Genomic DNA, 20,596 nt, shown 5'->3' on the forward strand with positions numbered 1-20,596 from the left:
ATGAACAAAAACTAAGCCATTTCAAAGGCATATTTTTTATCCACTTCGTGCAGTATACCCAATATTTCCTCTAAGGTACCTGCTGTTACCAGCCTCATCCTGTACTCTTTAAAATCGGGCACACCCTTAAAGTAATTACTGTAATGGCGGCGCATTTCAAAAATACCGGTTCTAGGACCCTTCCACTCCATTGATTTTTCGAGGTGGGTTTTACAAACCTCAATACGCTCCGCAATGGTAGGCTTATCCAAATGCTGGCCGGTTGCAAAAAAGTGTTTTATCTCCCTGAAAATCCAGGGGTATCCAATGGCTGCTCGGCCTATCATCATGCCATCAACGCCGTACTCCAGCCGCCAGTTGGCAGCTTTCTCGGGCGAATCAATATCCCCATTACCAAATATTGGGATGTTGATTCGTGGATTCTTTTTAATATCACGAATCAATGTCCAGTCGGCTTCGCCTTTGTACATTTGTGCACGGGTTCGCCCATGTATGGTAAGTGCTTTTATACCCACATCCTGCAGGCGTTCGGCTACTTCGTAAACATTCTTGGTGTTATCATCCCAGCCTAAGCGGGTTTTAACCGTTACGGGCAAATGAGTGGCATTTACAACGGCTTTTGTCATAGCTACCATGCGGTCAATATCCTGCAAAAGGCTTGCACCGGCACCCCGACAGGCCACCTGCTTAACAGGGCAACCATAATTGATGTCCATCAAGTCTGGCTTAGCAAGTGTAGCTATCTCGGTAGCTTCGGCCATATGCGCTATATCGCTCCCGAAAATCTGGATACCTATTGGTCGCTCGTATTCAAATATATCGAGCTTTTGGCGGCTTTTCGCCGCATCGCGTATCAATCCCTCTGATGAGATGAACTCTGTGTACATCATATCAGCGCCATTTTGCTTACACACATAACGGAAAGGCGGATCACTCACATCCTCCATCGGTGCCAGCAACAGCGGGAACTCTCCTAAATCTATATTTCCTATTTGTACCGACATGGGTTATATTCGTTGCAAATTTACAAAAATTAAGCTACATGGTAAAAAGGCCTGTAAATCAAATGACTCCGGGGCTACAATTCCTGGTATTTATCTGTATATCTATAGGCATCATATTGCTTGGTACGGTTATCTCTTTTGTCATAGTGCTTGCCACACAAGGGCTTGACGTTTTATTAGATGTACTACGCGGTACACTTAACAATCCGGGTATAGTAAGGGCTCTTTACGTTTTGCAAATAGTAGGCACCACACTCCCTATTTTCATAGCGCCTGTAGTTTTTGCCTGCTACATTGTTAAACAACCGGCAGAATATCTTAAAACCACCATAAAAATCAACTGGGTGCTTTTTGTAGCTGCTTTTTTTATAATGATGATTTCTATGCCACTGATTGAGCTATCAAGCAATATAAACCAGAAAATGGTTTTACCCGAATTTTTGAAGGGCATTGAGGACTGGATGAAACGCAGTGAAGTTATGGCCCGCAAGGTGACGGACCTGCTGCTTAAAATGGATACCGTTGCCGACATGATTAAGAACTTAGTGCTTGTTGGCTTGCTTACCGCCATTGTTGAGGAATTTATGTTTAGGGGCGTTGTACAAACCCTGATGATGAAGATGACCAAAAATCTGCATGCAGCCGTTTGGATTACCGCAATATTATTCAGCGCGTTTCACATGGAGTTTTATGGCTTTTTGCCAAGGATGATAATAGGCGCAATTTTAGGATACTTTGCTGCCTGGAGCGGCAGCGTATGGCCGGCGGTTTGGGGGCATTTTTTAAACAATGGCACAGCTGTAGTAGTAACATACCTATTTCAGCACAAAATGATAAAAACCAGCCCCGATAGCACGCATGTTTTTAATTATGGCAGCTATATATTTAGCCTGATAATTATTATAATTTTGCTGCTGGTTTACAAAAACTTAGCACAGGGCAAAAACAGCCACGATTTTAATGGAGAAGAACTGGGTTAAAATTTTCACCTCATCCAATTTTTACCAATCCGAAATTGTAAAGCAAATGCTTACTGGGCATGCTATTGATGCCGTTTTGTTAAACCGGCAATCATCGTCCCATCACAACTTTGGCGACATTGAAGTTTACGTGCACCAGGAAGATTTTAGCCAGGCAATTGAATTAATGATCCTGAACCAAATTAGTTTATGAAAACACGCGCCATAACAGGCTTCTTTTTTATTATTGTGATGATAGGCTCACAGCTGTTAGGGCCAATTGTATTAGGTATCTTCTATCTCCTTTTGAGCCTGCTTTGCCTAAATGAGTTTTACGGGTTAAACATAAAAAGCGGAATTGCAGTAAACCGCGTTGCCGGTTTGCTCACCGGTTTTTTGATGTTTGTTGGCTTCGGGTTAATAGCAATGCAGGTTGAAAAACCTGTTCAATACAGCTTTATATTTATACTTACGCTGGCAACAAGTTTAATTTTCATTTCAGAATTATTCAAAATATCAGTTGCTCCGTTAACCAACATTGCTTATACTTTCCTAGGATTAATATTTGTTGTTTCTCCGTTCCTGTTCTTTTTCGGGCTGGCGTTTATTGGGAACACCTATACACCGCATCTAACCCTCGGCTTTTTAGTTATGCTTTGGAGTAACGATACGGGCGCTTACCTTACCGGCAGGGCTTTTGGCCGTACAAAGTTATTTGAACGCCACTCGCCAAAAAAAACCGTTGAAGGCTTTTTTGGCGGCATAGCAATAGCTGCAATTGCAGGCTATATTCTAAGCATTTATTATAAAGACTTGAAGTGGGAGCACTGGGTAATAACAGCGGTACTTATTGGCAGCTTTGGTACATTAGGCGATTTGGTTGAATCGATGTTTAAGAGAAGTATAAATATAAAAGATTCTGGAAGCATACTTCCTGGACATGGTGGCCTGCTTGACAGGTTTGACGGGCTTTTATTAGCTGCGCCTATTGTTTATACATACCTGTACTTCATTTTAAATACTTAAATTTGTAATAAATACATTTCACTATGACTATCCATAAAGAAGGATATACCTCCATTGCCGTTACGGTACTATTTATTTTTGTACTGAACGCGCTAATTCAGTTTTATTTTCCTGATGCGCATGTGGTTAAGTGGATTATATACATATTGTCATTCTTCCTGTTTTTTATAGTATTGCAGTTTTTCCGCAGTCCGGTATTGCACATTAATACCAATGAAACAAGCGTACTATGCCCTGCCGACGGTAAAGTTGTTGTGATAGAAGAAACTGTAGAAACCGAGTTTTTAAAGGATAAACGTATTCAGCTTTCGGTATTTATGTCTCCCATTAACGTGCACATAAACCGTAACCCAATAAGCGGCGTGGTTAAATACTTTAAATATCACCCTGGCAAATACCTTGTTGCGTGGCACCCTAAATCATCAACAGAAAACGAGCGAACTACCATAGTTACCGAAAACAGCGAGGGCACAATGGTGCTTTTCCGCCAGATAGCCGGTGCACTTGCCCGCCGTATTGTATGGTATGTAAAAGAAGGCGATGCCGTTGAGCAGGGCCAGCAGTTTGGCTTTATAAAATTTGGATCGAGGGTAGATATATTCCTTCCCTTAGGATCTAAGATAAACGTAGAACTTAACCAGGTTGTTAAAGGTGGCCGCACTATACTGGCCCAATTGCCTACCGTTGGTAACTTTGTTGACGAGGAAGAATACATTGAAGTTAGCGAGCAGGAAATGGAGATATTGGCCAACCCTTCTGACGAGCATGGCAAACCAACCCTTGTTATTGAGCACACCGAAGATGAAGTTGCGCCAAACGCCGACGCTTCTGTACAACCTGATTCACCTCTTAAACCAAAAGGTAAAAAGTAAATTAAACTTACCATATTTAAAAAGCCATGACCGTTGTCATGGCTTTTTGTGTTTTTAGCGATAGCTTTTTATTAATCGTGACTGCATCTGTGTATTAAATAGCCATTAATAACCGAGAATGCAGCACATCAATTATTGTCAGCTTAACGAGATATGTTTTGATATAGCAAACACCTCACAGGGCTAAAGTGCGATTATAAGTTATAACTATTCACCTGCACCACTTTCCAAGCGCTCGTGTCAACAGGGGTTACGCAAGAGCCATAAATATCCTTTATACTTACCGGCATACTTCACATGATTAGCAACAGCAAAGTATCATCAAGCAAAAAAAGCCCGCAGTAAAACTGCAGGCTTTAAGTACTATATAGCTATCTGCCACCCAGGCAGCGTAGTAATTAAACTCTTTTCGATTTGATACGAGCTGCTTTACCGGTAAGGGCACGCAGGTAGAACAATTTAGCACGACGTACTTTACCAACGCTATTAACTTCGATTTTGTCGATGTTTGGAGAGTTGTAAGGGAAAATACGCTCAACACCAATACCGTTAGATACTTTACGAACAGTAAATGTTTCGCTGTTACCAACGCTGTTACGCTGAATAACCACACCTTGGTAAACTTGGATACGCTCTTTGTTACCTTCTCTAATTTTATAATGCACGCTTACAGTATCGCCGGCTTTAAAAGCGGGAAATGAGTTTTTAACTACTGATTGCTCTTCTACAAATTTTACTAAATCCATGATTTTAAGCTCTTAATGCGATTTTTAGCCCGTAAAAATCGGAGTGCAATAATACGGATATTTTCTGAATTAAAAAACAATGCTTAAAAAATTTCAACATTTTGTGTTTTATACACAATTGGTTATGTATATATCTTGGCCAAAATAACTTAACAATGCTGAGCTGCACTACTCCAACAAGTCTGGCCGGCGTTGCTTGGTGCGCTCCTGAGCCTGCTCAAAACGCCACTTTTCTACGGCAGGCGTATTACCGCTCAATAAAATGTCAGGCACTTTATGGCCGTTCCAATCTGCCGGTCTGGTGTAAACCGGAGCATCAAGCAAATCATTCTGAAAAGAATCAGATAATGCCGAAGTTTCGTCAGACAATACACCCGGAATCAACCTCACTACCGCATCCACCAAAACCGCTGCCGGCAACTCGCCGCCCGATAGTACATAATCGCCTATTGAAAGCTCACGCGTTACGTAGATATCGCGAATACGCTGATCTATGCCTTTATAGTGGCCACAAAGAATGATGATGTTGCCTTTTATTGAAAGCTGGTTTGCAATGCTCTGGTTAAGTGTTTCTCCATCCGGCGACATAAATATGATATCGTCGTAATCGCGCTCGCTTTTAAGATGATCTATACAAGCTGCAAAGGGTTGTATCGTCATTACCATGCCGCTTCCGCCGCCATAAGGATAATCGTCAACGCTTTTCTGTTTACCAGTGGCGTAATCACGCAGATTGTGTACTATTATTTCGGCAATGCCTTTCTTTTGCGCGCGCTGCAAAATAGAGTGTGCAAAAGGGCTCTCCAGCAAACCCGGCAATACGGTTATAATATCAAAACGCATGTGGCAAAGGTAGTAATTTAGTGATTGGTTATTTGTAAGCTGTTATTGGCTGCTAGGGCGTAGCGTTACCTGTAATTTGACACCTATTCCCCGATATGATGAAAACTCGTAACTAATACCTAACAACCACTAACTTAAATTAGCCATCTAATAGAAAAACGAAAAGCTCTTTAGGGCCATGGGCGCCTAATACAAGAGTCTTCTCAATATCGGCTGTGCGACTGGGGCCGGTTACATGTGTAATCATCGACGGCAATTGATTGCCGTATTTTTGCTTTAATAATTTGAGCCCGTCTTTTATATCAAGCACCATTTGCGAGGTATATGCCAACACAATATGCACTGGCGGATATATACTTAACCGGCGACCTGCGGCGTTTCCGTTTGATAAAAGTACGGTACCATTGCGGGCTATAAGCGCTTCGCAGAGTGTAAAGCCAACATCGGCCAGTTCAAAGTCCTTATCAGTTTCAAAATATGGATACTCGTAAGTGTTAAGGAGATTTTGCAGGGCGGGCTCCCAACAATATATTTTGTGCCACTTCCTGTCTTCGGCAAGTTCCAGCAGGTTTTCAATAAAGTTAACCTCATCTTCGCAAAATACAAACTGCCCGTTAACAGCTGTAAATTGCTCGGCAAAAACCACTTCCAGCATTTCATCGTTTGGCGGGTAAAGCGGTTGCTCTTCCAGGTTTGGATAAGGGTTATCACGTTTCTCCAAAAGTGCCTTGCGCACTTTCTTAAGTAGCTTTTCTTTTGATGTTGTAATATCCCTCATGTAACGGCAAAAGTAAAAAGTAAAAAGTAAAAAGCCGCGAGTCCTGCTCCTTAAAAGGATTCAAGACTTGCGACTTTTAACTATTTATACGCAATTATTTTTCTGACGATGACTCGCTAACCCCATCTATTCTTGATAGCTCAGGGTTAATAACATTGTCTGGTATCGCATTGTTATCAGGAATCAGGCTGGGCTCGCCGTTTACAAACTTATCATACGCTGTACGGTGTTCGAAAGGCCTCTTACCCAATATCTCTTCCAGATCCGACTGGAACAAAACTTCTTTCTCAAGCAATTTTGCTGCTACGTTCTCTAAACCTTCCCGGTGTTTGTTCAACAGGTCTTTGGTTCGCTGGTAAACAGAGTCGATAAGGTTACGTACTTCGGCATCAATCAGCTCGGCAGTGGCATCAGAGTATGGCTTAACAAACTGGCTGTCGCCCTGTGGGTCGTAAAACGACAGGTTACCAACCTTGCTGTTCATACCGTATATTTTAACCATGCCGTATGCAAGTCGGGTAATACGTTCCAAATCACTTAAGGCACCGGTAGTAATCTTGCCGAAAACGATATCCTCAGCAACACGGCCACCCATTGAAAGTGTCATGTCATCAATCAACTCTTCTTTAGCTACCAGGAATTTCTCATTTGGCAGATATTGTGCATAACCTAATGCAGCAACACCACGCGGAACAATTGATACTTTAACCAATGGATCGGTATGCTCCAGGAACCAGCCTGCAATAGCATGTCCGGCCTCATGGTATGCAACCACGCGTTTCTCTTCAGGAGAAATTAAAGTATTTTTCTTTTCAAGACCACCAATAACGCGGTCAATCGCGTCCTGGAAATCTTTCATATCAACAGCCTCTTTATTTTGGCGTGCAGCAATCAAAGCAGCCTCGTTACACACGTTGGCAATCTCTGCACCGGCAAAGCCTGGTGTTTGAGCAGATAATTTTTTAGGATCGACGCCTTCAGCCAATTTAATAGGCTTCAAGTGCACTTTAAAGATTTGTTCGCGGCCAATCAAATCCGGTTTATCAATAGATACCTGCCTGTCGAAACGTCCCGGGCGCATCAATGCGCTGTCCAATACATCAGGACGGTTAGTTGCAGCGAGGATAATGATACCTGAGTCGGTACCGAAACCATCCATCTCTACCAATAACTGGTTAAGGGTGTTTTCTCGCTCATCGTTACCACCCATCATGTTATTTTTGCCACGGGCACGGCCAATAGCATCAATCTCATCTATAAATATGATACAAGGCGCTTTATCTTTTGCCTGGCGGAACAAATCACGCACACGTGATGCACCCACCCCAACAAACATCTCCACAAAGTCAGAACCTGAAAGTGAGAAGAATGGCACCTGCGCCTCGCCTGCAACGGCTTTGGCCAACAACGTTTTACCTGTACCCGGGCTACCCACAAGTAGAGCTCCTTTAGGAATTTTACCACCCAGGTTGGTGTACTTTTTAGGGTTTTTAAGGAAATCTACAATTTCCATTACTTCCTGCTTGGCTTCCTCCAAACCGGCAACATCATTAAAGGTAACGGTAACCTGTGCTTCTTTATCAAACAGTGTAGCCTTTGATTTACCGATGTTGAATATTTGGCCACCGGGGCCGCCGCCAGCACCGCCACTCATGCGGCGCATAATAAACAACCAAACACCAACCAGCAACACTGCCATAATAATGCATTGCACCAGCCAGTTACTCAAAAGGTTTTCTTTACCTTGCTGATACTCGATAGGTGTTTTTTGTCCATCCGGTATATCTTTCTCAACCGCTGCTATAGATTGCTTTAGGCTTTCGTAGCTGGCATCGGTAAAGTTGTATTGCGGCTCATTTGCAGACATGCCCAAACCACGCTGATTTTTGTTGGCATCAGCATATTGTGATTTAATAAGGCTATCTTTCTTAATATAAACTTCGGCAGTAACCAAATCGCCGTTTTTGTAGGCCACAATGTGGTCAACATCCCGGGTACGCAACATTTGGTTGCTAAAACGCTGAAAGTCTATTTGCTTACCATTGCCATTTCCCATAAGGGTTGGTACTACCAAAAGGCCAATAATGGCAATGGCGTACAACCACATCAGGTTAAATTTGGGTGGTTTAGGTGTAATTTTTTTATTCGGAACCTTTCTGAAAGGTTTTTCGGGCTTTTTATCTTTTTCCATTTTATAAGCTCAACATAATCTGTAAATAATTAGGGCAGGGATTTAAACATCAAGCTTACTTAAGCACTTTTATAGCTCTTTATCTCAGCATCGCCCCATAGGTCTTCAACACCGTAAAACTCACGTTTATCCGTCCTGAAAATATGGATCACAACATCTACATAATCCAGCAGTATCCACTCGCCATGCTCAAGCCCTTCTTTACGCCATGGCTCGGCCTGCATGGCTTTGTAAATTTCATCTTCAACACTATTAGCAATTGCTTTTACTTGCGTGGCAGAGTCGGCATGGCATATCACAAAGTAATCTGCTACCGAACTATTAACACCGCGCAGATCAAGCCTTACCAGATCATTCCCCTTTTTCTCCTGCATACCATGTATAGCCAGTTCAGAGATGTAGGCGGACTCATTTAACACTTTGCTTTTTACCATCAAAAAGAATTAGTTTTGAACGATTTTGGGTTTAAAATTATTATACGTTGCAAAATAACATATTTTCAGGATTATTTGTTGGACAAAATTTCGTGTCACTTAAACAAGTTGACTCAACAAATACATTCCTCAAAAATCTTCTGTCAAATTCCAAGCCAGTACCCGAAGGAACAGTCATTATGGCAGAAGACCAATTTGCCGGTCGCGGGCAGCATCAAAACGTATGGCATGCCGAACCCGGTAAAAATTTAACATTTAGTATGCTGCTGTACCCAAACTTTTTAGCAGCAACTGCCCAGTTTGATCTTACCCGCGTTATAAGCCTGGGCGTATATGACGCACTTGCCCCCCTTTTGCGTGACAACCTTTTTATAAAATGGCCGAATGATATCTATTACGAAAATAAAAAACTGAGCGGCATGCTCATTGAAAACAGCTTACAGGGCAGCAATATCAAAAGCTCGGTGATAGGTATAGGCGTTAACATTAACCAGGAACACTTTGGCGATAATGCATCCAGGGCCACTTCCGTAAAGCAGATATTACAAAGGGATTATGATTTAAAAAATATATTGTTTGATATTTGCCGACACGTGGAAACCTGGTACCTAAAGTTGAAGGCCGGCGAAACAAACTTGATTAGAGCAGCCTATAAACAAAAACTTTACTTATTAAACGAAACGCATAATTTCGTGTCGAACAATGAAGTTTTTTCGGGCACCATAATCGGGGTAACCGATGCCGGCTTGCTTGAAGTTGAGAGAGGCAATGTGACCGGTACTTACAATTTAAAAGAGATTCAGTATCTAACCAATAATTTATGAAAAAGTTGATATTAGTTATAACCGCATTAATTATAACTTTTAGTGCACAGGCGCAAATCGAGTCGCACGTTAAATGGCAGTACGCCTTTAAAAAAGTAAGTGCAACCGAAGCTGTTGTATTGATTAAGGCCAACATTGATAATGGCTGGCATATCTATTCACAGAATGTGGCAGAAGGCGGCCCTGTAAAAACCAGCTTTACTTTTGCCCCATCGAAAGAGTTTGCGCTTGTTGGTAAAACTATTGAGCCAAAACCGATAACCCGTTACGAAAAAGTTTTCAGCATGAATGTTGGCTTCTTTGAAAATTCAGTTGTTTTTCAGCAAAAAATAAAGCTTAAAGGCAAAAACGCTACTGTTAAAGGCAAACTGGAATTTATGACCTGCAACGATTCGAAATGCTTGCCGCCAGATGAGGTGGAGTTTTCCATCCCGGTTAAATTATAACATGTTAAGGCCGGCTTCCCGGCCTTTTTCATAGCTCCTTTGAATTGATGCAGGAGCGTTGCTCCGTTCTACCAGATTAAAAATTACATACATTATATAATGGCCTTAGCTCAAAAGCGATTTTTTCGCAACGCTATCTTTTCTTTGCTCACACTGTTGTCACTTGCGCTTATTTATCCAGTTAATGCAAGGGCAACACAAACGCAGGCAGATACAACCGTGTCTACTGGAGACGTTGAGTTTACTGACATCCCGAGCACTGCTGATAAAGTAGCAGAAAAGAAAGCTACCGATTCTGTCGCCACGGTTAAAAAAGACTCGGCTACGGCAATTAAGCCTGCTGTACAAGCCAATGCTGCCGAGTCGACCCCAACAAGTTTGTGGCAGCTATTTATAATTGGCTTTGTAGGCGGCTTTGCGGCTTTTTTACTTCCGTGCGTTTACCCAATGCTACCGCTAACGGTAAGCTTTTTTACTAAAAAGGGGGGTACTCGTGCGAAAGCCATATGGCAGTCGTGCTTGTATGGGCTGTCAATCATATTTATTTATGTTGTATTCGGGTTGCTCATTACCATCTTGTTTGGACCGGCGGCATTAAATGGCCTGGCTACGAATGGCATTTTTAACTTTGCTTTCTTTTTAATGCTGATTGTATTTGGTGCATCGTTCTTAGGTGCGTTTGAAATCACTCTGCCCAGCTCATTTGCCAACAAGCTTGATGAGAACTCTGACAAAGGCGGTGTTGCAGGTATATTCTTCATGGCGGCAACCTTGGTGGTTGTTTCCTTTTCATGTACCGGCCCGGCTATTGGCGGGGTATTGGCTAATGCCTTTATAAAAGGTGAGCGACTTGCGCCTGCTATACTGATGTTTGGTTTCTCATTGGCTATTGCTTTGCCATTTACACTTTTTGCAATGTTTCCATCAGCCCTTAAGAGCCTTCCAAAGTCGGGCGGTTGGTTAAATAGCGTAAAGGTTGTGCTTGGTTTTATTGAGATAGCATTTGCATTAAAGTTTTTATCGAACGTAGATTTAGCCTACCACTGGAATCTGATAGACCGCGAGGTAGTATTGTCTTTATGGATTGCCATAGGCGTATTGGCCAGTTTGTATTTATTGGGCAAAATCAAATTCTCGCATGATAGCGATGTGCAGCACCTCTCGGTAACACGCACTTTTATTGCCATGGGTGTTATTGCATTTACCATGTATATGGTACCCGGCCTGTGGGGCGCGCCTTTAAAATCTATCAGTGCTTTATTGCCCCCATTAAGTACGCAGGACTTCGACCTGTCTTCCGGAGCACCATCATCGAATGCAGCAGCTTCACCTGCTACTGTTAAAGAGAAAAAATATGAAGAGCTGTTTAAGCGTTTACCAAAGGTAAAGGGCCTTGACGAATGGTATGATTTTGACCAGGCTGTAGAGGTATCTAAACAGGTTAACAAACCCATACTACTTGATTTTACCGGTTGGAACTGTGTTAACTGTCGCGAAATGGAACAGGATGTAATGCCATTGCCGGATGTATTTAAGCGCTTAAGCAATAACTTTGTAATGGTACAAATGGTTATTGATGATAAAACCGAGCTGCCGCGAAACGAACATTACACATCTGCCGTTACCGGCAAAACTATTACAACCATAGGCGGCAAAAATCTCGATTTCGAGATTAAAAATTACAATTCAAACGCCCAGCCATTTTACGTAATAGTTGACCAAACAGGCAAGGCACTTGTTAAACCTATGGGTGCAACTAAAAACCCGGCAGAATTTGTAAAATATCTTGATAGCGGTACAGCGGCCTTCAAAGCGTCTAAATAACACAAAGCCCGATATGCCGGGACGGTTAGTTTGGCAAAGCAGTGTGATGTTGCGAAAATTTAATGTAAATTCGCGGCGAGTTAAAAATACGCTTAGTATACCTGCGTTTTAACCTTCGGTTTGTATATACACAAACGCTAATATTAATTTTTACAGTGCGATAGCGCCCTTTATATAAAATGACGCAGATCAATAACATAGGACTTTTCACATCCGGAGGCGATGCACCCGGCATGAATGCCGCCATCAGGGCAGTTGTACGTACAGCTACATATTATAACCTGCAGGTAACCGGTATTCGCCGTGGTTACGAGGGTATGATCAATGGCGAGATCTTCCCGATGGATGGTAAATCTGTTGCTAATATTATTCAGCGCGGTGGTACCATATTAAAAACCGCACGCAGCGAGCAGTTCCGTACGCCCGAAGGTCGTAAAATAGCTTACGAGCAATTACAAAAACATGGTATTGATGCCCTTGTTGCTATTGGCGGCGATGGTACGTTTACAGGTGCACGTGCTTTTGGTGCCGAATATGATATACCTATTGTAGGCTTACCGGGTACAATTGACAACGACCTTATTGGAACCGACTTTACAATTGGTTACGATACTGCCATTAATACCGTTATTGATGCGGTAGATAAAATACGTGACACTGCCGAATCGCATGACCGTGTATTTATAGTTGAAGTAATGGGCCGCGACTCTGGGCTTATTGCCCTGCGTACCGGTATTGCATCAGGCGCAGAGGCTATTGTAATCCCGGAAACAGAAACCGATTTGAATGCGCTTTGCAACCGCCTGGAGCATGGCCGCAAAGACAAATCATCAAAAATTGTGTTAGTTGCCGAAGGCGATAATGCAGGTGGTGCTTTTGAAATTGGCCGCCATATAAAAGAGCGCTTCCCGCATTACGATACACGCGTATCAATCCTGGGGCATATTCAGCGTGGCGGTCGCCCGTCATGTATGGATCGTGTGCTGGCAAGCCGTATAGGCGTTGCGGCTGTAGAAGCTTTACGCAATGGCCACCGTAACGAAATGATAGGCATTATTCATAACGAACTGTCATACACCCCTTTTGAGCATGCCATAAAACACAACGTTGAAATCAACCCTAACTTTTTAAAGATCGTAGAGATACTTTCAATTTAATAACAGGATACATATAACAAAACGAGCCGCTGATTAGCGGCTCGTTTTGTTTAACATGCACCCGCCAGGCAGGCATTTATCTCAATCACGCCTATAAAACCTGGCTGGCACAGGCAAATCAATCTCTTGGCAATACATCTGCTTTGGCTTCGCCTTCGCGTTGCAGCTTTTTAAGCATTTCATTACCAATAAGGGCATCTATCATACCGCCCTGTCCCCCATCTTTACCGTTAACTAAAATTTCGGGCACTAATTTAATCCCGTTGCTGGCCAGCGCTTCGGCTACACGCACAATGGCATACTGCTCGGTACCCATGGCTTCAGTTTTTTGCTTGGTAACTTCAGCTTCGGCCAGGCCTATTGCTTTTATCTTACCCGCATCAGCGTTACCGTTAATTTCCGTAGCGGCGGCATCAGCTTTGGCGTTGATAGTTTTTGCTTCGGCATCGGCACGGGCTGTTATGGTACGGTTCTCTGCATCGGCCTTGGCGTTAATCACGCGCGATTCGGCGTCACCTCTCGCAGCAGCAACTTTTGAGGCAGCCATTTGGGTGTTGATCTCTACCTGCCTGGTTGATTTTACTACCTCGGGCTGCATATCTGCACCGGCTTTAGCGCTTTCAAACTCTTTACGCTCAATCTGGGCGCTTTTCTGTATCTCGTAGGTAACCCGTTCCTGCTCGGCTATCTTACGGTCGGTTAGTGTTTTCATCAAGGCTTCGGGCGGCACAATGTCGCCAATAAGCGTATCTACACCTTCCACGTTGTAATCGGCTAATACTTTACTTATTTGCATCCGGGCATCTTCCTGCCTTTGCGAACGATTGGTTAAAAACTCTATCACCCCACTTTTTTGTGCCGAGTTACGGAAGTAGTTAGCAATTGTAGGCTCGAGCACCTGCGACACCAGGTTTTTCATGTGGCCAAACCTTGCAATAACCTTGGGCGCTTCGTTGCGCGGTATGTGGATGATCTGCGAAACGTCGAGGTTAAACGTAAAACCATCTGATGAGCGTACGCTGATAGTGCTCAGGTTTTTATCCAACTCGTGCGATTCGGTGCGGCTGTTGGCCCAGTTGAGCACAATGTTGGTAGTGGGCACAATCTCAACCGCGTGGGTATAAATATTTATAGGATGCTTACCCGGATCGAGCGGCTCATCCCATACACCTTTTTCAAGCTTGGCTACAATATTACCATGGGTAAAACCCACGCCGCTGGTATCGCTGCCTTCGGGGCCAACAAAGGAGTTTACCACGCCCACAAAACCGATGTGGATATGCACCATTTCTACCTGTTCCACAATGGCAAACCAAGGGTTAAGGTAATAGGTACCGGCAAGTATCACATCTTCCTGCAGGCCCTTTTTACCGCCCGATTGTATAAAGGCCATCGGATCTTGGTAATTACGGTGCCCGCTAACCGAGCCGCCGGCAATTTCGCCTTTATCGAGCGGTTCGCCATCAAGTGTGGTTACAATACCTACCTTGTTTTCTTGTATACGCGTGATAGGTACCATCACCACTTCAAACAAAAAGGTATTTATACGATAGTTACCAGGCGTAAGGAATGCTGCCTGCGGGCCTTTCTGCCCCTTATTGTCTAGGAAAGCTTCAGCATCCTGGAATTTATCGCACGGAACGGGGCGGCCAAGTACGCGACCGGTATCCATAGGTGCGCCATCTTTGGCTTTTATAAGCCCCAGCTTATCCTGCTCAACAATAGTAAAGGCCTGCATGGTAATAGTGTATTGCCATGGCCACAGGCGCCAGTAAAGACCAGGCGCAAGCGGCTTGGCCTGCATACCGGCCTCGCCTTTCGTAGCAATAATGCGCCCGTCGGGCAGGCGCTTATCGCCGTAAAGCGTAAATTTTTTAACAACCAAACCAATACGATCATCCGGAACGATGATCATACCAAAAAATACCTGCAGCACAAATTTGTACATAACAAGGGCAGCAACCAGTGGCAATACCCACCAGAATTGGAGAATTGGAATAGAATCAGACATTGTTTTAATGATTAGTTTACCGGGGCCCTTAAGGTGCGGGCTCCTCACAAAAACTTATAGCTTTATGAGACCTTGGCTATATAGCGACATTATGATAATGCTGTAATTTACTTGTTACAAAAATTGTTGAATTTATTTTTTCATCCTTTATCAAGCATATTACGGCCCCTCTATAACTTCAAGCAATTCCAATATTGTCTATTTGTAAAGCCCTATTAAACAGCTGCAAAGCCATTGTTTAAGTAATTAATTGCAAGGCTTTTAAATTATTATAAAAAATGTTTACCTTTGCATCCCCGCAGAAAGAACTCCGGGGGTAATGTTGAATACATAAAACTTTAAAAATGGCAACTAAAATCAGATTGCAAAGACACGGTAAAAAAGGCAAACCTTTTTACTACATCGTAGTGGCAGATGCACGTGCACCACGTGACGGTAGGTTTATTGAGCGTATTGGTTCATACAACCCAAACACTAACCCTGCAACTATCGACATCAACTTCGATAAAACTTTTGAATGGGTAAACAATGGCGCACAGCCAACTGATACCTGCCGTGCAATACTATCTTACAAAGGTGTATTATACAAAAAACACTTACAAGGTGGTGTTACCAAAGGTGCGTTAACACAAGAGCAGGCAGATGAAAAATTTGCTACCTGGTTAGATCAAAAAGACGGTAAAATTGCCGGCAAAAAATCAACCCTTGTATCTGCTAAAGACGAAGCACGTAAAGCTGCTTTAATTGCTGAAGCTAAAAAGAAAGAAGATAAAGCTGCTGCTATTGCTGCTAAAAACACTCCTCCTGCCGAGGAAACAGAAGAAGCCTCTGCAGATGATGCAGCTGCCGAAACTGAAGCAGAAAGCGCTGAGTAATTTATTAAAGAGTAACAGGCAGGTGTTTATCTGCCAAAACTCTGAAAACATGGCGAAGGACAAACGTTCTTCGCCATTGTTATTTAACCCTGTTGATATATGAAAACCGAAGATTGTTTCAGGATAGGAAGTGTACTTAAAACCAAGGGCTTAAAAGGCGAGCTGCAACTTTATATCGACTTTGAAGATATTGAGAAAGTAAAGTTCAACTCCCTGTTTATAGATATTGTGGGTAAGCTTGTGCCCTACTTTGTAAGCTCTATCAAATATCTGCAAAAAAACCAGGCGTATCTTTTTTTAGAAGATGTAGACTCGATAGAGAAAGCATCGATGCTGGCAAAAAAAGATATCTATCTGCCAAATAAGCTAAAGCCTAAGAAGAAAAAAGAGGAATTTACCCTTAAGGATGTTAAAGGCTTTATTGCTGTTGATGAAACCCATGGCGAATTGGGCGAGATAATGGATGTATTGGAGTATCCGCAACAACTGATTGCGCAGGTGCAGTTTAACGGAAAAGAAGTATTATTTCCGCTAAATGTTGAAATCATTAAAGGAATTGATGTTGAAGGCGGCGAAATATATATTGACCTGCCCGAGGGGCTACTTGATGTTTACCTGGAAGGATAATAATACAACACTATAGGTGCTTAACATTAAGCGCTTTTTTTATTGAGCCATTTTTTATCGCCTTGCTAATTGCTAATTTATTTAGCAACTTTGCGTTGTATGGCGCATGCAGAAAATCCCGAATATTTTAAAGGCCGCGGGGCACAGGTAAACACGCAAAACCGTTTCCTGAAAGACAAATACGTTAAGGAACACATTGAGGGGCTTGATGAAGAACTGCTTGAAAATACCTGCACCCAGATTTTTGAAGAGACGTCTAAAAACATTGTTAGCTTAAGCAATAGCCCCGATCTTAGCCACATGCACTCCATCAACCCTTACCAGGGTTGCGAACATGGCTGCATATACTGCTATGCACGTAACAGCCACGAATACTTTGGCTTTAGCGCAGGGTTAGATTTTGAACGAAAGATTATTGTAAAGCGCAATGCCCCGGAGCTATTAGAAAAGTATTTTAACAAAAAGGGCTACCGCCCTACCCCAATTATGCTATCGGGTAATACGGATTGTTACCAGCCGCTGGAGCGGAAGCTGGAGATAACCAGGGCGATGCTAAAGCTGTTTTTACAATACCGCCACCCGGTAAGTATCATTACCAAAAACAACGTTATCCTTCGCGATCTTGATATATTGAGCGAGATGGCCAAACTTAACCTGGTGCATGTAAATGTGTCTGTAACCACGCTTGATGAGCAACTGCGCCAAAAGCTGGAGCCGAGAACAGTAACTGCGACGGGCCGCCTTGCCGTTATACAAAAACTGTCAGAAAAAGGGATCCCTGTAAGGGTAATGGCAGCACCAATAATACCGGGGCTTAACAGTGGGGAAGTGCCCAATATTATTAAAGCGGCTGCAGACCGGGGCGCACTCGCAGCCGGATTTACAATGGTGCGACTGAACGGCGCCATTGCCGAAATCTTCACTGATTGGATTTACAAAGCATTCCCTAACCGGGCCGAAAAGGTGCTTAACATGATTAAATCATGCCACGGTGGCAACCTTAATGATAGCGAATTCGGCCGCCGCATGAGCGGCGACGGCCATATTGCAAACTCTATACACCAAATGTACCGCATGGCCTGCGTACGCCACCTGGATGGCCGCGAAATGCCACCTTACGACCTCACACAATTTACCCCAAAAGGCGGCAAGCAGATTGCTTTGTTTTGAGAGCTTTGTGACAAAGCTTTTGTCATGCTGAAAATAGTGAAGCATCTAATAGCCGACCTAGATTCTTCGCTATTGCTCAGAATGACAGGAATTATTATGTCATCGCTTTGCTAAGGCCACAACGCGATACCCACGCACAAAAAAAAACGGCACCCATTAGGTGCCGGTTCAATATAAGTTTATTGGGTTGGTTGCTTATGCGTTCTCTTCTTCAAGAGCCATTTGCTCGTCAACCAGGATACGGCCGCAGTGCTCGCAAACAATGATCTTTTTGCGCTGACGGATATCTGACTGGCGCTGAGGCGGGATTTGGTTAAAGCAACCAGAGCATGAATCACGCTGAATAGTTACAACCGCTAAACCATTTTTAGCATTTTTACGCAAGCGGCTGTAAGCAATCAACAAACGCTCTTCAATGTTTGCCTGTGCTTTTTCTGCTTGTGCAGTAAGTTCGGTTTCGTCTTTTTCAGTCTCGGCAGTAATAGTACCTAACTCTTCTTTTTTAGCGTCAAGATCGGCACGGCGTGCTTCAAGGTCAGCCAAAGCCTTTTCGTAGATAGTTGTTTTTGATGCGATCTCAAAACCAAACTCACGGATTTTTTTCTCGCTTACCTGTATATCCAAGCCTTGTATCTCAATTTCTTTTGAAATTGCATCATACTCACGGTTGTTTTTTACTTCGTTAAGCTGAGTTTCGTATTTCTTTATGTTTGCCTGCGATTCTTTGATCAGATTTTTGCGGGTTACAATTTCGTCCTCTAAATCATCAAGCTCATTTTTTATTTTCTGAATGCGGGTTTCAAGTCCGGCAACATCGTCCTCAAGGTCAGCAACTTCCATAGGCAGTTCTCCCCTTACCTGGCGTATTCTGTCAATTTTGGTATGAACTGTTTGCAGGTCGTATAAAGCTTTAAGCTTTTGTTCTATGGTTTGTTCCATTAAATAAAATATTTGACGGGGTTTGTATTCACTTTTGTTAAACGGATGGCAAAGTTAACAAATTTATTTTGAATAAATTCATACAATAATTGCTGCGTAAATTGCTCACTTTCAAAATGTCCAATGTCGGCAATCACTATCTTTCCTTCAGCATCAAAAAATTCGTGATACTTGTAGTCGGCCGTTATAAAAACGTCGGCACCTGCAGCAATTGCCTGCTTTAATAAAAACCCGCCCGAGCCACCGCATACTGCAACCTTGCGTACCTGTTTACCGGTAAAAGCCGTATGCCTTATTACCTCGGCGTGCATTTTATGTTTTACCTCCGCCAAAAAGTCGGCTTCATCCATTGGTGCTTCCAGTTCACCTATCATACCGCTGCCTACCTGCTGGTGCTGGTTGGTTAAGTTATACAAGTCGTAAGCCACTTCCTCATACGGGTGCGCCAGTACAAGCGCCATTATAATTTTGCTTTCAATATTCGCCGGATATACCGTTTCAATTCGCACCTCGGGTTCATGATGGCGAATTCCTGGCTCGCCAACATATGGGTCGCTGTTTTCGCCTGCTTTAAAAGTACCTGTGCCTTCGGCGTTAAAACTGCATTCGCTATAGTCGCCAATGCTACCACCGCCTGCATGGAATAGCGCCTTACGCACCTGCTCGGCCTGCTCTGTAGGCACATAAGTAACCAGCTTTTTAAGCAGCCCCTGTTTTGGAGCCAATATGCGGAAGTTAGCTATACCAAGCGTTTCGCAAATGCGAGCGTTTACACCCGTCATCACACTATCAAGGTTGGTATGTATGGCGTAAATGGCAATATCATTTTTAATGGCCTTTTGTACAACACGTTCTACATAGGTTTTGCCATTAAAACGCTTAAGCCCTTTAAAAACAATAGGGTGATGCGATACAATCACCTGGCAACCGGTGGCAATGGCTTCATCTACCACGGCCTCTGTACAATCTAACGAAATGAGGGCCTGGTTTACTTCCATGTCGGGGTGGCCAACTATCAATCCGGAGTTATCATAATCCTCCTGGTATGCGGGTGGTGCAATGCTTTCCAGGTAGGCGGTTAAAAGCGAAAGTTTCATAGTGCACTAAATTAGCCAACATTAAAAGTATTTATGGCCATTTACGGGCCTAAATATTTAAAAACGCAAGAAAGACCAAAACAACCATGTAATATTTTCTTCGGACTGTCTGGCCGGCCAACCGCCGTCCTATACCGATGCTTACACTTTTGATTTGATCTTTGTAAACTACCCTTTGGATAATTTTTATCGTGCGCTTTTGGCCTTGCGGCTTTTAAGGTCGCTTTTTAAGATGGCCATCAGTTGTTTATCAAATGCTGATACCAATTTATTTGTTGCTGATTTTTGAAAAGTTTTCATCGTTTTAAAATTTAGGGTTATGATTATGTGTTGATGTTTTTAGTAGTTCATTTTGGCAATCTGGAAGCTTTCGTAAGCCATTTTCTGATTGTACTCGTTAGCCAGTTGCTGGTGGTTTACTAAATCGACAATGGTACCGATACCACAAAAACCGGCAGTTAACAAGTACAATACCCCCATGGATGTTTGTCCCAAAATAAAGCGCTGTATGCCCGCAACAAATACAAAACCAAGTAAAGTAAATATCAATACATCCTGTGCGCTTTTACGCTTGCCGGAGTAAGCCATAAAAAAACTTTGTTTTTGACCATCAGACAAATCGGTAGTTGCCTGCCTTAAAAATGCCAACTCTTCATTTGTTATGCCCGGCAATGACATGTATGGATTGTAAGTGTTCATCTTTTTATTGTTTTAGTGTGATTGATGATGTAAAACTACACCCATAACGGTGAGGTGCCAACGCAATATTGGCG

At 43.0% G+C, this 20,596-nt stretch carries 20 protein-coding genes and 1 pseudogene; 11 read left to right on the forward strand and 10 right to left on the reverse strand.

Features of this window, described 5'->3' with window-relative positions; genetic code table 11:
- Nucleotides 1-11 precede the first annotated feature (11 nt).
- On the reverse strand, nucleotides 12-1,004 hold the full coding sequence (dusB, locus tag FPZ43_RS08105; protein ID WP_146381365.1) for a tRNA dihydrouridine synthase DusB: 993 nt from the start codon (nucleotides 1,002-1,004) through the stop codon (nucleotides 12-14).
- A 38-nt stretch (nucleotides 1,005-1,042) separates the two neighbouring features.
- Between dusB and FPZ43_RS08110 the strand changes: the two genes are divergently transcribed.
- The 4 genes and pseudogenes from FPZ43_RS08110 to FPZ43_RS08125 all read left to right on the forward strand — a co-directional run.
- Nucleotides 1,043-1,984: a CPBP family intramembrane glutamic endopeptidase gene (locus tag FPZ43_RS08110; RefSeq protein ID WP_146381366.1), complete on the forward strand. Its 942-nt coding sequence runs from the start codon at nucleotides 1,043-1,045 to the stop codon at nucleotides 1,982-1,984.
- Nucleotides 1,965-2,177, forward strand: a complete 213-nt coding sequence (locus tag FPZ43_RS08115) for a putative signal transducing protein (protein WP_146381367.1) — start codon at nucleotides 1,965-1,967, stop codon at nucleotides 2,175-2,177. Before FPZ43_RS08110 ends, FPZ43_RS08115 begins: the two co-directional genes overlap by 20 nt.
- Nucleotides 2,174-2,989 carry a phosphatidate cytidylyltransferase gene (locus FPZ43_RS08120; RefSeq protein ID WP_146381368.1) on the forward strand — a complete coding sequence of 272 codons (816 nt, stop codon included), beginning with the start codon at nucleotides 2,174-2,176 and terminating at the stop codon, nucleotides 2,987-2,989. The genes FPZ43_RS08115 and FPZ43_RS08120 overlap by 4 nt, the downstream gene beginning before the upstream one ends.
- 23 nt (nucleotides 2,990-3,012) lie before the next feature.
- Nucleotides 3,013-3,666 (forward strand): annotated as a pseudogene (locus FPZ43_RS08125) (phosphatidylserine decarboxylase family protein); the annotation flags it as partial.
- A 593-nt stretch (nucleotides 3,667-4,259) separates the two neighbouring features.
- Here the strand turns inward: FPZ43_RS08125 and rplS are convergent.
- The 5 genes from rplS to rsfS all read right to left on the reverse strand — a co-directional run bounded on the left by rplS (nucleotide 4,260) and on the right by rsfS (nucleotide 8,853).
- A complete protein-coding gene (rplS, locus tag FPZ43_RS08130) occupies nucleotides 4,260-4,607 on the reverse strand; it encodes a 50S ribosomal protein L19 (RefSeq protein WP_146381369.1) in 348 nt (115 codons plus the stop codon).
- Nucleotides 4,608-4,775: 168 nt separating this feature from the next.
- A complete protein-coding gene (gene trmD, locus FPZ43_RS08135) occupies nucleotides 4,776-5,450 on the reverse strand; it encodes a tRNA (guanosine(37)-N1)-methyltransferase TrmD (protein ID WP_146381370.1) in 675 nt (224 codons plus the stop codon).
- Nucleotides 5,451-5,589: 139 nt separating this feature from the next.
- On the reverse strand, nucleotides 5,590-6,228 hold the full coding sequence (locus FPZ43_RS08140) for a LutC/YkgG family protein (protein ID WP_146381371.1): 639 nt from the start codon (nucleotides 6,226-6,228) through the stop codon (nucleotides 5,590-5,592).
- A gap of 94 nt (nucleotides 6,229-6,322) precedes the next feature.
- Nucleotides 6,323-8,419 (reverse strand): ATP-dependent zinc metalloprotease FtsH, encoded by a 2,097-nt coding sequence (gene ftsH, locus FPZ43_RS08145; protein ID WP_146381372.1) that lies wholly within the window; start codon nucleotides 8,417-8,419, stop codon nucleotides 6,323-6,325.
- 59 nt (nucleotides 8,420-8,478) lie between these two features.
- Entirely contained in the window at nucleotides 8,479-8,853 is a 375-nt protein-coding gene (gene rsfS / locus FPZ43_RS08150) for a ribosome silencing factor (protein WP_146381373.1), read from the reverse strand.
- A 92-nt stretch (nucleotides 8,854-8,945) separates the two neighbouring features.
- Here rsfS and FPZ43_RS08155 point away from each other — a divergent pair, with 92 nt between their 5' ends.
- From FPZ43_RS08155 to pfkA, 4 genes are all read left to right on the forward strand, one after another.
- Nucleotides 8,946-9,677 (forward strand): biotin--[acetyl-CoA-carboxylase] ligase, encoded by a 732-nt coding sequence (locus tag FPZ43_RS08155; RefSeq protein WP_261381026.1) that lies wholly within the window; start codon nucleotides 8,946-8,948, stop codon nucleotides 9,675-9,677.
- The gene (locus FPZ43_RS08160) at nucleotides 9,674-10,123 is read left to right on the forward strand and encodes a protein-disulfide reductase DsbD N-terminal domain-containing protein (protein ID WP_146381375.1); all 450 of its coding nucleotides are present in this window, start codon (nucleotides 9,674-9,676) and stop codon (nucleotides 10,121-10,123) included. Before FPZ43_RS08155 ends, FPZ43_RS08160 begins: the two co-directional genes overlap by 4 nt.
- Nucleotides 10,124-10,222: 99 nt before the next feature.
- The gene (locus FPZ43_RS08165; protein ID WP_146381376.1) at nucleotides 10,223-11,947 is read left to right on the forward strand and encodes a protein-disulfide reductase DsbD family protein; all 1,725 of its coding nucleotides are present in this window, start codon (nucleotides 10,223-10,225) and stop codon (nucleotides 11,945-11,947) included.
- Between the two features lie 179 nt (nucleotides 11,948-12,126).
- Nucleotides 12,127-13,104, forward strand: coding sequence for a 6-phosphofructokinase (gene pfkA, locus FPZ43_RS08170; protein WP_146381377.1), 978 nt, complete (start codon nucleotides 12,127-12,129; stop codon nucleotides 13,102-13,104).
- A 118-nt stretch (nucleotides 13,105-13,222) separates the two neighbouring features.
- Here the strand turns inward: pfkA and FPZ43_RS08175 are convergent, their stop codons facing one another.
- On the reverse strand, nucleotides 13,223-15,115 hold the full coding sequence (locus tag FPZ43_RS08175; RefSeq protein WP_146381378.1) for an SPFH domain-containing protein: 1,893 nt from the start codon (nucleotides 15,113-15,115) through the stop codon (nucleotides 13,223-13,225).
- A gap of 344 nt (nucleotides 15,116-15,459) precedes the next feature.
- Here FPZ43_RS08175 and FPZ43_RS08180 point away from each other — a divergent pair, with 344 nt between their 5' ends.
- The 3 genes from FPZ43_RS08180 (at nucleotide 15,460) to FPZ43_RS08190 (ending at nucleotide 17,787) form a co-directional block, all read left to right on the forward strand.
- A complete protein-coding gene (locus tag FPZ43_RS08180) occupies nucleotides 15,460-15,990 on the forward strand; it encodes a 30S ribosomal protein S16 (protein ID WP_146381379.1) in 531 nt (176 codons plus the stop codon).
- A gap of 99 nt (nucleotides 15,991-16,089) precedes the next feature.
- On the forward strand, nucleotides 16,090-16,617 hold the full coding sequence (rimM, locus tag FPZ43_RS08185; RefSeq protein ID WP_146381380.1) for a ribosome maturation factor RimM: 528 nt from the start codon (nucleotides 16,090-16,092) through the stop codon (nucleotides 16,615-16,617).
- 99 nt (nucleotides 16,618-16,716) lie between these two features.
- A complete protein-coding gene (locus tag FPZ43_RS08190) occupies nucleotides 16,717-17,787 on the forward strand; it encodes a PA0069 family radical SAM protein (protein WP_146381381.1) in 1,071 nt (356 codons plus the stop codon).
- Nucleotides 17,788-17,982: 195 nt separating this feature from the next.
- On the opposite strand, the gene FPZ43_RS08195 is transcribed toward FPZ43_RS08190, so the two are convergent.
- The 3 genes from FPZ43_RS08195 to FPZ43_RS08205 form a co-directional block, all read right to left on the reverse strand.
- Nucleotides 17,983-18,726, reverse strand: coding sequence for a zinc ribbon domain-containing protein (locus FPZ43_RS08195; protein ID WP_146381382.1), 744 nt, complete (start codon nucleotides 18,724-18,726; stop codon nucleotides 17,983-17,985).
- Nucleotides 18,726-19,823 (reverse strand): Nif3-like dinuclear metal center hexameric protein, encoded by a 1,098-nt coding sequence (locus FPZ43_RS08200; protein WP_146381383.1) that lies wholly within the window; start codon nucleotides 19,821-19,823, stop codon nucleotides 18,726-18,728. The genes FPZ43_RS08195 and FPZ43_RS08200 overlap by 1 nt, the downstream gene beginning before the upstream one ends.
- A gap of 339 nt (nucleotides 19,824-20,162) precedes the next feature.
- The gene (locus tag FPZ43_RS08205; RefSeq protein ID WP_146381384.1) at nucleotides 20,163-20,522 is read right to left on the reverse strand and encodes a TM2 domain-containing protein; all 360 of its coding nucleotides are present in this window, start codon (nucleotides 20,520-20,522) and stop codon (nucleotides 20,163-20,165) included.
- Nucleotides 20,523-20,596 lie beyond the last annotated feature (74 nt).

This window comes from Mucilaginibacter pallidiroseus, assembly GCF_007846085.1.
In the GTDB taxonomy this organism is placed as follows: Bacteria; Bacteroidota; Bacteroidia; order Sphingobacteriales; family Sphingobacteriaceae; genus Mucilaginibacter; species Mucilaginibacter pallidiroseus.